At 71.7% G+C, this 12,311-nt stretch carries 12 protein-coding genes and 1 pseudogene; 2 read left to right on the top strand and 11 right to left on the bottom strand.

The features are described from left to right. Window positions 1-209: 209 nt before the first annotated feature. The 4 genes from H5T77_RS02825 to H5T77_RS02810 all read right to left on the bottom strand — a co-directional run bounded on the left by H5T77_RS02825 (window position 210) and on the right by H5T77_RS02810 (window position 4,489). Window positions 210-797, bottom strand: coding sequence for a superoxide dismutase family protein (locus H5T77_RS02825; protein WP_292644761.1), 588 nt, complete (start codon window positions 795-797; stop codon window positions 210-212). 204 nt (window positions 798-1,001) lie between these two features. Beyond that, on the bottom strand, window positions 1,002-2,306 hold the full coding sequence (locus H5T77_RS02820; RefSeq protein WP_292644760.1) for an MFS transporter: 1,305 nt from the start codon (window positions 2,304-2,306) through the stop codon (window positions 1,002-1,004). Window positions 2,307-2,364: 58 nt separating this feature from the next. After that, a complete protein-coding gene (locus H5T77_RS02815; RefSeq protein WP_292644758.1) occupies window positions 2,365-3,378 on the bottom strand; it encodes a PDR/VanB family oxidoreductase in 1,014 nt (337 codons plus the stop codon). A gap of 10 nt (window positions 3,379-3,388) precedes the next feature. After that, window positions 3,389-4,489, bottom strand: a complete 1,101-nt coding sequence (locus H5T77_RS02810; RefSeq protein WP_292644757.1) for an aromatic ring-hydroxylating dioxygenase subunit alpha — start codon at window positions 4,487-4,489, stop codon at window positions 3,389-3,391. A gap of 119 nt (window positions 4,490-4,608) precedes the next feature. On the opposite strand from H5T77_RS02810, the gene H5T77_RS02805 reads away from it, so the two are divergent. Further along, entirely contained in the window at window positions 4,609-5,211 is a 603-nt protein-coding gene (locus H5T77_RS02805; protein ID WP_292644756.1) for a PadR family transcriptional regulator, read from the top strand. Here H5T77_RS02805 and H5T77_RS02800 read toward each other — a convergent pair whose 3' ends face one another. From H5T77_RS02800 to H5T77_RS02770, 7 genes and pseudogenes are all read right to left on the bottom strand, one after another. Then, window positions 5,212-6,363: a sensor histidine kinase gene (locus tag H5T77_RS02800; protein ID WP_292644754.1), complete on the bottom strand. Its 1,152-nt coding sequence runs from the start codon at window positions 6,361-6,363 to the stop codon at window positions 5,212-5,214. It abuts the gene before it with no gap. 79 nt (window positions 6,364-6,442) lie between these two features. Beyond that, on the bottom strand, window positions 6,443-7,129 hold the full coding sequence (locus H5T77_RS02795; protein ID WP_292644752.1) for a response regulator transcription factor: 687 nt from the start codon (window positions 7,127-7,129) through the stop codon (window positions 6,443-6,445). 4 nt (window positions 7,130-7,133) lie between these two features. Further along, entirely contained in the window at window positions 7,134-7,568 is a 435-nt protein-coding gene (locus tag H5T77_RS02790; RefSeq protein WP_292644749.1) for a hypothetical protein, read from the bottom strand. Beyond that, window positions 7,565-8,710: a molybdopterin-dependent oxidoreductase gene (locus H5T77_RS02785; protein WP_292644746.1), complete on the bottom strand. Its 1,146-nt coding sequence runs from the start codon at window positions 8,708-8,710 to the stop codon at window positions 7,565-7,567. The genes H5T77_RS02790 and H5T77_RS02785 overlap by 4 nt, the downstream gene beginning before the upstream one ends. Next, window positions 8,707-9,399, bottom strand: a complete 693-nt coding sequence (locus H5T77_RS02780; protein WP_292644744.1) for a methyltransferase domain-containing protein — start codon at window positions 9,397-9,399, stop codon at window positions 8,707-8,709. Before H5T77_RS02780 ends, H5T77_RS02785 begins: the two co-directional genes overlap by 4 nt. A gap of 253 nt (window positions 9,400-9,652) precedes the next feature. Then, window positions 9,653-10,072: pseudogene (locus H5T77_RS25615) on the bottom strand (TIGR04282 family arsenosugar biosynthesis glycosyltransferase); the annotation flags it as partial. After that, window positions 10,069-10,773: a glycosyltransferase family 2 protein gene (locus H5T77_RS02770; protein ID WP_292644739.1), complete on the bottom strand. Its 705-nt coding sequence runs from the start codon at window positions 10,771-10,773 to the stop codon at window positions 10,069-10,071. The gene H5T77_RS02770 and the pseudogene H5T77_RS25615, both read right to left, overlap by 4 nt. A 113-nt stretch (window positions 10,774-10,886) precedes the next feature. Here H5T77_RS02770 and H5T77_RS02765 point away from each other — a divergent pair, with 113 nt between their 5' ends. Further along, window positions 10,887-12,218, top strand: a complete 1,332-nt coding sequence (locus H5T77_RS02765) for a hypothetical protein (protein WP_292644736.1) — start codon at window positions 10,887-10,889, stop codon at window positions 12,216-12,218. Window positions 12,219-12,311 lie beyond the last annotated feature (93 nt).

Here is a 12,311-nt window from a genome sequence, read left to right as displayed (position 1 = left end):
CCGCGAGCGATACCCGACGCTGCGTTGCGGACGTCGCACACAGTTGGGCCAGCGTGGCTCGACTTACCCGCTGAACCGGACCTCTATCGAGGCCAACTGTGTGCATGATCGGATGCCGGCGCAGGAGTACGAGACCTCGTTCCGCGCGACTGCCTGACCATGCATGACTACGGCTGCGCGCTGGGTCTGGCCCGCTGCGGTGCAGACGGTCAGCCGGCCTCGATGACGGCACAGGCGATCCGGTCACCGGCGTCGCCGGTCTTGGTGGTGTCCTCGTCCGGGCCCTCGGGGGCGTACCGCTCCGGGACGTTGGCGTAGTTGTCCGGGCCGGAGTGGATCATCACCGCGCTGCCGTCCGCGTCCCGGAGGTCGTCGAGCGTGAAGGGGCCGGTGAACTCCAGGTCGGCGGTGCCGTCCGCGTTCACGAGGAGCGAGGGCAGGTCGCCGAGGTGTTCGCCGTGGGCACTGTCATCGGGGTTGAGGTGACCGCCGGCGGAGAGGAAGTCACCGGTCTTCGACGGGTCGTCGGGCGCCGCGCTGTCGGCCTCGCACTTGCCGGTCGTGTGCACGTGGAAGCCGTGGTAGCCGGCCGACAGGCCGCTCACCCGGACGTTGATCTGGGTGGCCCCGTCGTCCTCCTCGACCTCGACGGTGCCGACCTTCTTGCCATCGGGATCGACGAGCTTCGCGCTCACCTCGTTGCGGTCGTTCGAGCCGGAGTCTGCCCCCTCGCCGCACGCGGCGAGAGTCAGCAGGCCACAGGCGGCGAGGGTGGCAGCGGTTGCACGACGGGACATGGGATACCTCCACGAGAACGGATCCGATCACCTCCACCGTACGCCGGGGAACCTGCTTGCCGCGTGAGGGATCAGCAGCCGTCGCGGAGCAGACCGGGCTGGCGCCCGACGGCGACCTCGATGAACTCGATCTCCGCGTCGCGGGTGTTGCCGGAAATTGCCGGCCCGTCCCGGTTGCACCCGGGACGGGCCGGCTCCCCGCAGCTAGGCCGAGGCCATGTCAGGAGCGGTGCGCGCGATCTGACCGGTGCGCAGGAAGACCAGCGCGACGGCCGAGATCGCGACGACGACGGCGGCGCCGACGTACAGGTTGACCGGGGTCCACGAGGAGTCGAGCAGGCGCCCGGCGAGCATCGGCGACAGGATCGCCCCGATGCGGCCGATGCCGATCGCCCAGCCCATGCCGGTGCTGCGGATCTCGGCGCCGTAGACGGCCGGGGTGATCGTGTAGAGGCCGGCGATGCAGCCGTTGATGAGTGCGCCGACGACGACGCCGATGACCAGCGCGACGGTGAGCAGCGCGGTGCTGGTGATGAAGACGACCATGGTCACCGCTGACAGCACGGTGAAGCCGATCAGGACCAGGCGGCTGTCCAGCCGGGAGGCGACGACACCGTAGAGCACCGAGCCGGCCGTGCCGCCCAGCGCCAGCATCATGCCGGCGGTGACCGCGTCCGCCTCCGAGAGCCCCGAGGTCACCAGCAGCTGCGGGGTCCAGCTGTTGACGAAGTAGAAGCCGAACATCGTGGCCAGGAACGCCACCCAGATGAGCAGGGTGGAGCGGCGCAGGTCAGCACTCAGGAGTACGCCGGGGTTGCCGCTGCGATGCCGGGTCGTCGCCCGCGGCGTCGCCGCCAGCGTCTCCGCGGTGACCGCCGGGTGGCCGAGGCGTCCGAGGATCCGGTTGATCCGCTCGACGGCCTGGCGCGGGCGGCGCTGGACCAGGAAGTCGACCGACTCGGGCAGCAGCACGAGCAGGAGAACCAGCGCGGCCCCGGTCGCGACACCGCCGGCGACGAAGACGCTGCGCCAGCCGAGGTCGGTCAGCATGGCGCGGGCGGCCACGCCACCGAGGGTGGCGCCGATGCCGTAGCCGGCCGTGTAGAGGCCGATCGCCAGGCCGCGCCAGCGCGCCGAGGCGTACTCGCTCGCGATCACGTTGGTGCTGGCCAGGATGCCGCCGACCCCGAGCCCGGTGACCACGCGGGCGAGGCCGAGCAGGACGGCGGTCGGGGCGGCCGCGGAGAGCAGCATGCCGACGGTCGCGAGGCCGACGCTGATCAGGATCAGCGGCCGGCGTCCGATGACGTCGGCGATCGGAGCCAGCGCCAGCGAGCCGACCGCCATGCCGACCAGGCCGGCGCTCAGCAGCACACCGAGCTCCGAGCCGCTCAGCGAGAAGTCCTCGGACAGCGAGGAGGCGGTGAAGGCCATGGCCATCACGTCGAATCCGTCCAGACAGTTCAGCAGGACGCAGAGCGCGACGACCATCCACTGGTACGGGGTCATCGCGGCAGCGTCTATGCGCGCACGAAGGTTCATCTCGGGTCTCTTTCGGTGTGGGGTTTCACGGGAGGTGGAGGGTGACGGCGGCGGGGTCGGCCGAGCCCGGCTCCGACTCGCCACGGGCGGCTCGGGCGACGCACAGGCACAAGGACGTGTACGCCTCCTTCTGCTGTTGGCTCAGGAAGACGTCGCGGTGGTCGATCCGGCCGTCGACGTCGAGGACCTTGACCTGGCAGATCCCGCACTCGCCCTTGCGGCAGTCCCACATCACGTCGACCCCGGCGTCCTCGAGCGCGTCGAGCATGGAGCTGTCCTTGCCGACGCGGACCGAGCGGTCGAGCTGGGGGAGATGCACGACGAAGTCCTCGGCCGCCCAGGCGCCGCTGCTGCCGAAGGTCTCGAACCGGAGGTTGGGCTCCGGCAGCTCGTGGGCCATCCACGAGCGGCGGATCGCGTCCATGAGCCGGATCGGGCCGCACATGTACATCTCCGTCCGCGGCGCCCCGGGGGAGCCGGCGATCTCGCCGACCAGCGACTCCACGTCGAGGCGTACGTCCTCGTCGTCGACGAACACCCGGACCCGGTCGCCGTGGGTGTAGACGAGGTGGTCGAGGTAGGCCATCACGCGTCGGCTACGGCCGGCCAGGACGAGCGTGTAGTCGGCGCCGCGGCGGCGCAGGGTGTCGGCCATCGCCACCAGGGCGGTGATGCCGATGCCGCCGGCGACGAGCACGTAGCGGTCGGCGCCGACCCCGAGCGGGAAGCTCTGGACCGGACCGGTCATCTCGACCACGTCCCCGACGCAGAGTCCGTGCATGTGACGCGACCCGCCGCGTGAGCTCGGGGCCAGCTGGACACTGATGGTGAGCCGGCGGCCACCGTCCTCGGAGCGGACGACCGAGTAGGACCGCTTGCGGACATGCCCGTCGAGGTCGAGCCGGAGGTCGACATGGGTGCCGGGCGCGGCGTGGACGGGGCGGTCGGGGCAGAGCACGATGCGGCGTACGCCCTCGGCGAGCTCGTCGCACTCGGCCACGCGGCCCTGCTGCCACCAGGTCTGGGTGTTGACGGCCATCGTCGCCGCCCTACTTCGCCGCGGCGGCGGGGAGACCCTCCGCCTGCAGCATGCGGTCCAGGATCCGGCGTACCCACATCCCGCCGGCGTCGATGTTGAGGCTGTAGAACTCGTGGTCCGGGTTGGCGTCGATCGCCTGCTGCTGCGCGGCGAGCATCTCCTCGTCCTCGCCGAAGACGCCGTGGACGCCCTGGCGCAGCTGGGTGGTGATGGTCTGGCTGTCCAGGCGGTAGTTGCGCATGAAGGCCCAGAAGTAGTGCGAGGTGCGCGCGGTCTCCGGGGTGATCGTGTTCATCACGAAGCCGTTGACGCCCTGGCTGCGGTCGCCCTCGGGCGCGCCGGTGCCGGCCTTGGCGACGCCGACGTCGATGCGGATCGTCGAGGGGGCCTCGAAGTGGATGATCTGCCAGCGGTCGACCTTGCCCTCGAAGCCGGGGAACCTGTCCCGCATGTTCTTCAGCCAGAACGGGGGCGCGTCGATGTCGCGCATCCAGCGGGTCACGGTCACGCCGCGGTCGGAGTGGCTCACCTCGAACTCGGCCTCGGAGAGCTCGTCCTGACCGATGCTCGAGCTGTGCACGAACTCCTCGTGGGTGAGGTCCATCAGGTTGTCGAGCAGCAGCTGGTAGTTGCACGGCGCGTAGATCGTCTCGCCGTCGCCGGCCCACTCCGGGGAGTCCATCTGCTCCATGTCGGGCACGGTGTCGGGGTCGGCGAGGTCGGGGTCACCCACCCAGACCCACACGTAGCGGTAGCGCTCGACCACCGGGTAGGACGGGACGATCGCGCTCGGGTTGATCGTCTCCTGCGCGGGCATCCCCGTGCAGCGACCGGCGGAGTTGTAGCGCAGGCCGTGGTAGGGACACTGGATCTCGTCGCCGAGCACCTTGCCCTTCGACAACGGCGCGAGCCGGTGCCAGCAGGCGTCGGCGAGCGCGACCGCACGGCCGTCGCTGTTGCGCCACAGGGCCAGCGGGCGGCCGGCGACGGTGCGGGCGAGCGGCTGCTTCGCGGTCACCTCGTGGTCCCAGGCCGCGACGTACCAGGCGTTGCGGGGGAAGTTGAAGATCTTGCTCGCGGCGGTGACCGGAGGGGAATCCAGTGTGGTCATTTTGGGGAACTCCCTATGGAGATAGGTGTTGTGCTCGTCACAAACTACCTATCTCTATAGTTAGTGGCAAGAGGCAGGTACGCTCGCGGCCACGGTCTTTACGTGGAGAGGGGGTCACGATGTCGCTGAGGTTCGCGCTGCTCGCGCTTCTCACCTCACGCCCGATGACCGGCTACGACGTCTCCAAGCAGTTCAGCCAGTCGGTGGCCCACGTGTGGCACGCGCCCGACTCGCAGATCTATCCCGAGCTGAACCGGATGGAGCGCGACGGCCTGCTCGAGTCCGCGGTCGTGCCATGGGGCAAGAAGGGCACGAAGAAGGAGTACGCCGTCACCGAGGCCGGGGTGAAGGCCTTCCGGGAGTGGATGGATTCGCCCATCGAGATCCGCCGGCAGCGGGAGCCCGCCTACCTCAAGGCGGCCTACCTGGAGTGGGCCGAGCCCGGCGCCGCGCGCGCCGAGCTGAAGCAGTTCCGCGACCACTGGACCGAGCACCTGGCGATGCTCGAGGCCACCCGCGCCACGCTCGTCGACCGCAGCCACCCCACCCTGGCCCGGCGTCTGGAGCACTACGACGCGAGCGAGTGGGACCGGATCGTGCGCTACAAGATCTTCGCCTACGACGGCCTGATCGACCAGGCTCGAGCCGCGATCACCTGGGCCGAGCGCGGGCTTCTGCTCGTCGAGGAGCTGGAGGGCTCGCCGTCGACTGAGCCGGCGTGATCAGGCCGGCAGGCGCACGTGGAACCGGCAGCCGGTCGCGGTCGGAAGGTTCTCGACCCAGACCGCGCCGCGGTGGGCGTCGACGAGGCCCTTGACGATGGCGAGGCCGAAGCCGGCGCCCTGGAAGCCGGCGCTGCCGGTGCCCTCGGGGGCAGTCGGGGTGCGGGCGAGTGTGCCCTGCCAGCCGAGGTCGAAGACGCGCTCCATGTCACCGGGATCCAGGCCGCCACAGCCGTCGCTGACGCTGAGGTCGACGCTGCGTACGTCTCCTGGGGTCATCCGGCAGTGCACCTCCACCGTGCCGTCGGCGGGGGTGTGGCGGATGGCGTTCATCAGCAGGTTGGAGACGACGCGGGACAGGCTGGCGGGGTCGGCGGTGATCTCGAGACCGTCCTCGACCTGGCCACCGAGCCGGATCCGCCGCTCCCGGGCGACCGGGTCGGCGCCGGCCAGCGCCTCGCTGACCAGGTCGCCGAGCAGGACCGGTTCCGGGGTCAGGGTGAGGGCGCCGGCCTGGATCCGGGAGAGCTCGAAGAGGTCGTCCACGAGCCGGGCGAGCCGCTCGACCTCGACGCGGATGCGCTGGTGGTAGCGGTGCGGGTCGGCCGCGATCCCGTCCTCGAGCGCCTCGGCCATCGCCCTCAGCCCGGCCAGCGGCGTACGCAGGTCGTGGGCGACCCAGGAGATCAGCTCGCGGCGGGAGTCCTCGAGCCGGGCCTCCCGCGCGCTCGCCTCCTCGAGCCGCCGCTGCGTCTCGGCGAGCTCGGCCGACAGCGACCGGAGCTCGCGCGGCCCGCTCTCCGAGGGCAGCTGATGACCCCCGAGGGCCATCTCCCGGGCCTGCAGCTGGACCGCGCCCGACCAGCGCACCATCGCAGAGCCGATGACGAACGCCACCAGGATCGCCACCACCACGGCCATCGAGGTGACCACGGTGAGGACCTGCAGATCGTGGCCGGAGAGGAACATCAGCCACGCGATCCCGAGTACGCCGCCGAAGACCGTCAGCACCGCGACGGCTGCGACCAGGGTGAGCTGCCAGCGGATCGACCAGCGCCGCGTCAGCCAGGCGACCACGAGCCCGACCAGGCCGACGGCGAGACCCGCGCCCCCGGCGACGAGGGCGATCTGGATCGCGTCGGCCGTCTTCATGCGACCGCCTCCGTAGCGCAAGCGCCAGAATACGGACGCGGTCGCATGATGTTTGGATGGTTCGCTCGCTGACGCTCGCTCATGCGACCACGCCCGCGGGCTCCCAGCGGTAGCCGACGCCCCAGACCGTCACCAGCCGTTGCGGCCGGGTCGGGTCGGACTCGATCTTCTCCCGCAGCCGGCGTACGTGGACTGTGACCGTCGAGCGGTCGCCGATCGTCCATCCCCAGACGTGCTCGAGCAGGTCCTCCCGGGTGAAGGCCTTGCCGGGATGGGCGATCAGGTAGCGGAGCAGATCGAACTCGCGTGTGGTCAGCGACAGCTCCGCCCCGGCGTCGGTCGCGACCCGCCGGTCGGCATCGACCACCAGAAGGCCGTCGGAGACCACGCCACCCTCACCGGAGTGGCCGGTGCGCTTGAGCACCGAGTCGACGCGCAGCACCAGCTCCCGCGGGCTGAACGGCTTGCCGACGTAGTCGTCGGCGCCGAGCTCGAGCCCCATGATCCGGTCGGCCTCGCTGCCGAGCGCGGTGAGCATGATGATCGGCACCTCGCTCGTCAGCCGCAGCCGACGGCACACCTCCAGCCCGTCGATGCCCGGCAGCATCAGGTCGAGGATGACGATGTCGGCGGGGCGCTCGCTCATCGCGCGCAGCGCCTGCTCGCCGTCACCGACCTCGACGACGTCGTGCGATCCCGCGCGCAGATAGGAGGCCAGCACCTCCCGAACGGTGAGGTCGTCGTCGACCACGAGCACGCGTGCCATGGGTCTACTCCTCCTCGACGGTCGGCTGGGTGGTTTGTCGTGAGCGTAGTTCGCCGAGCGCGACGGCGACACCGGCGCACATGCACAGGACCGCGAACACCAGCAGCCCCTGGACATAGTCGCGGTCCAGGAGCGTCGGGTTGTCCGGCTTCGCACCGAACCGGCCGAGGACAGGGATCGCCACCAGGGTCACCGGACCGAGCAGCACCAGCACCGTCACCGCACCGCGGGCGACCGCCCTCGGGAGCAGCCGGCCGCCGAGCCAGCCCAGCGCCAGCACCGCCGGAGCCAGGATCCCGTCGTGGATCACGACCGCCGCCGCCAGCCAGATCATGACCTCGACGACCTGGCCGAGATCCTGTGTGCTGAGGAGCAGCCAGGCTCCGTACGCCATCCCGACCGTGCCGAGGAGGATGAGCCCGCCACGCGCCCCTCTCATCCGAGCACCTCGATCCGGGAGACCCACTTGGTCTGCATGACCCCAGGACGGTTCGGCGCGATCAGCCGCACCGGGTAGCCGTGGTCCATCGAGAGCGTCTCGCCGTCGAGCTCGAGCGCCAGCAGAGTCCGGTCGTCGTCGGCGAAGTTCGGCGGGAGGACGGTGTCCGCAGAGGCGCTGAACGTCTGGATCGACCGGATCCGCACCTCACGCCCTGGTGGGGCGCCGACCAGGTCGAGCAGGTCGCGGAGGCGTACGCCTCCCCAGTCGCCCGTCGCGCTCCACCCCTCGACGCAGGCGATCGGCAGGGTGCAGGTCCGCTGCTCCATCGCGACCAGGTCCTGACGGCTCAGGGACCGGGACGTGGTGCCGTGGACGACCTCGAGGCGGTAGTCGGAGCTGCTCGCCTCGGCCACCACACCAGCCGAGTGGGCCGTCCGGTTGATCGGGATGCCGTGCTGGCGTGACCGCGGGGACAGGGCCGCGATGCGGCCGACGCCGGGGACGGTGCCGGCGGTGTAGAGGAAGGCGGCGGCCAGCGCCGACGTGCCGGCGAGCACCAGCACCCCGCGACGGCTGACCGGCCCGGACTGGCGTGCGTTCGGCCGGTCGTGGGCGGTGTCCTCGACGTCCCCGGTCAGGGCGTCGCGTACGACCGGGAGCTTCACCGCGATGTGGACCAGCAGCGCTCCGACCGCGACGAAGGCCAGCGCGTAGTGGGTGCTCCGGAAGCTGAAGCCCCACGGATACCACTGCGCGACGTTGAGCAGACCGGTCGTGAGCTGGACCAGCGAGGTGCTGACCAGGATCGCGATCGAACCGCGTTCCAGCGCGGTCGGGAGAGCCTCGCGGACCCGGCGCGGCATCGGCTGGAAGAGCTTGGGGAAGACGACCCACAGCTTGATCAGCAGGAGCGGGATCGCGGCGGTGCCCGCGACGACATGCAGCCCCTGGGTGACCTGGTAGCCCCACGACGGGCTCGTCGGGAGGGGCACCGGCTGGTGGTCGACCTGGGCGTAGTGGCTGATCAGCCCGGTCGCGAGCGCGACCAGGAAGCAGATCCCGAGCCACAGCCCCACCCGTGCGGCGACCGCGGCGCTGCGCAGGCGCGAGGTGAACGAGTCCTCAGAGGGGATTCTCATGCGTTGTCCTCCACGAGTACGGCGACCCAGCGGTCTCCGGCGGGTGTGAGCGGGGCCGAGGCCGACCGGCGGGCCCGGGTTCGGCGATGCGGGAGCGGGTCGAGCCGCCTCACGGCGAGTCCGGCCTCGGCGGCGATCGACCCGATCGCGTCTGCGCTGACGATCGCCCACGGGAACCGCGAGGCGTCACCGCAGTCGCAGGTCAGCTCGGCGAGCAGCGGACCGCTCGGGGTTCCGGGCGGATGCACCTCGGCGACCACTCGGCCACCCGGCACCAGCAGCCGGCGTACGCGGGCGAGGAGGGCGAGCGGGTCCCCGCCGATCCCGAGGTTGCCGTCCGCGAGCAGCGCGGTGGTCCACCAGCCCTCTCCGGGGAGGGGCTCGAAGAGATCGCGGCAGACCGCGCGGCCGCCACGTGCCTTCGTCTCGGCAACGGCCCCGGGGACGACGTCGACGCCGAGCGACGGCAGGCCTCGATCGGTGAGCGCGGCGGTCATCCTGCCGGGTCCGCAGCCGAGGTCGACCGTCGGCCCGGCGCAGTAGGAGAGCAGGGCGAGGTCGGCGGCGTCGGCGCTGCGGGTCCAGTCCTCGACCGGAAGTCGCGACGCCCGGCCGTCGATGCTCACCACCCGGCACTGCTCGCTGGCGAAGACGTGCGCGAACGCCGACTCCGTCGCCACGGCCGTCATCGGGGCGACCGCGCGATCTCGGCGGCGATCTCCGGGGCGATCTCGCGGCTGCCGCGGCGAACCGTGTCCCCGGGGCGGCCGCCGCGACCGGAGCGATGTCGGCGAGGTGGTCGACGTCGCGCAGCCGTTCACCGGCAGCGACACGCAGGCCCATTCCTTCGAGCGCGGAGCGGGTGGCTGCGTACGTCTGGGGGGTGGACATGGGTACGTCGCGCAGCGCGCTGGCGGCGGAGGGGTCGCGAAGGGCCAGCGCCCACCAGCCGCCGTCCTCGGCGGGGGCGAGCACGGCGTCGGCCGCGTCCAGGCCGCCGGCCACCGCCAGCAGCCCGGCCGGGGTCACCTGAGGGGTGTCCATGCCGATCTGCACGACTGGTCCGGTGACGTCGGCGTGGGCGTTCGCGAGCCGCTCCCCGAGGCCGTCGCCGTGCTGCGGGGCGATGGTCCACCCGGTGAGTGCTGCCCGGATCTCGGCCGCCCGGACCCCGTCGGCGAGGTCGCCGGAGAGGGCGAGCCGGCACCGGTCCGGTCCGACCGCCAGCGTGCACGCCTCGACGGTGTCCAGCAGAGCGGCCGCCGCGACAGCCGTGGCCGCCGCGTCGCCGACGTCGGCCGCCAGCCGGGTCTTCACGAGGCCGGGCACCGGTGCCTTGGCGACGAGGAGCAGCGTCGTCATGAGAGCACCCGCCAGAAGTCGTACGCCGCTTGGGCGCTGCCCCGCACGGATCCGGAGACCTTCGAGCGCGTCCCGGCGGTCCGGGGGTGGTAGTCGACGTCGACCTCGTGCACCCGCCAGCCGGCCCGGGCCGCGCGATCGAGGAGCTCGACCGGGTAGCCCGAGCGCCGATCCTCCACGCCGAGCCCGAGCAGCGCCTCTCGGCGGGCCGCGCGCAACGGGGCGATGTCGCGCACCCGCAGGCCGGTGCGGCGGTGCAGCGCCTTCAGCACCAGCCGGTTGCCGATCCTGGCGTGCCACGGCTGGGCGCCGCGAGTCACCGGCCTGCGGCAGCCCAGCGCCAGGTCCGCCTCGTCACTCCTGATCGTCTCGACCAGGGTCAGCGCGGCCGCGGGATCGAAGGAGCCGTCGCCGTCCATCACCACGACGTAGGGCGCGGTGGCAGCCAGCAGCCCGGCGTGCACCGCCGCTCCGTACCCCGGCCGCGACTCCGACACCACCCGCGCCCCCTGCGCGCGGGCGACGTCGGCGGTGCCGTCGGTCGAGCCGTTGTCGACGACGATCACGGAGAGTCCCGCCGGCACGCGCGGCAGCAGCTCGCGCAGCGCGGCGGCCTCGTCGCGGCAGGGCAGCACCAGATCGGTGTCTGGGTCGGTGTCGGGCTCGGTGTGGGGCGCGGTGTCGGGGCTGGGTTCTGCCATGCGATCGACTCTAGGAACGTGCCGCCGCCAGTGGGGCCCGCAGATCTTACGGTCCGATGACAGGCCCCGTACGTCAGCCGTCATCGCGCCGTCGTGGACCTACGCTCGCACTCGTGAACTCCTCAGCTCACCGCGCCGCCATGGTGGGGCTCGTCGTCACGGTCGCCATCGTCGTGGCGGCCATCGTCGTGCCGCCGCTCTTCGACTGGCAGGTGTGGCCACGGGTGCACCTCGACGACGGCACGTTCGCCCCGCTTCACGGATATCCGCAGGTCAAGGTGGGTATCGGCACGCTCCCGGCGGTGGCGCTCGCGCTCGCGTCGCTGCGCTGGGCCGACCCGCTGGCGAGGCGGCTGCCCTGGCGGCGCCTGCTCCTGGTCGCGTACGTCGCCGGGCTGGTGTGGCTGCTGGCACTGGCGCTGGTGGACGGCCCCGGTGGCATCTCGCGGGTGCTGGGCAACCCGACCGAATACCTCGAGACGGCCAGGGCGGTCGACGACGTCCCGGGGTTGCTGCGTGAGTACGTCTCCCGGATCCCGTACGACGCCCCGGAGGGGAACTGGCCGGTCCACATCGCCGGGCATCCACCCGGGATGGTGCTCGTCTTCGTGCTCCTGGTGAAGGTGGGGCTCGGTGGTGATCTGGCGGCCGGTCTGGTCGTCACGGTGATCGCCGCGACCTTGCCGCTGGCGGTCATGACGACCGTCCGTGTCCTCGGCGACGAGAAGGCGGCTCGGGCGGCGGCGCCGTACCTGGTCCTGTCTCCGAGCGCGGTGTTCCTGGCGGTCTCGGCCGACGCGGTGATGGCGGTCGCGGTGGCCTGGGGGATGTGCTGCCTCGCCCTCGCCTGCCGGGCAGGGGCTCGTCGGGGCTGGCCGTGGGCGGTCCTCGCCGGCCTGGTCCTCGGCTACGTCGTGATGATGTCCTACGGACTCCCGCTCACCGGCGTGCTCGCTCTCGCCGTGCTCTTGCTCGGCCGGGGCTGGTGGGTGCTCCCGGTCGCGGTGGCATCGGCGCTCGCGGTGGTGCTCGTCTTCGCAGCCGGCGGCTTCGCCTGGTGGGACGCTTATCCCGTCCTGGTCGAGCGCTACTGGGACGGGATCGCGCACAAGCGCCCGGGCGCCTACTGGACCTGGGGAAACCTCGGCGCGCTCGCGATCAGCGCCGGGCCGCTCGTCGGTGCCGGGCTCGGTGCCACGTGGGCCGCCCGGCGCAACCTGGCCGATCGGGTGGTCGTCGTCCTGGTCGCGGCCGCGGTCCTCATGGTCGCCCTCGCGGACGCCTCCCAGATGAGCCGGTCCGAGGTGGAACGGATCTGGCTGCCGTTCATGCCCTGGCTCATCCTCGGCTGCGCCCTCCTGCCCGAACGCTGGCGCCGCCCGGGACTCGCGCTCCAGCTCCTCACCGCGCTCCTCGTCCAGCACCTTCTCTACACGAGCTGGTGACTGCCCGCTGGTCGAGCCGCGAGGCCGCCTACGGCCGAGCGTGTCGAGACCAACACGGTCCTATCGAGCGCGACAGGGGACTGTGTTGGTCTC

This window comes from Nocardioides sp., from assembly GCF_014360585.1.
GTDB lineage: Bacteria > Actinomycetota > Actinomycetes > Propionibacteriales > Nocardioidaceae > Nocardioides.
Note: the sequence above shows the minus strand (reverse complement) of the source record. Positions and strands in the feature narration are given on the sequence as shown.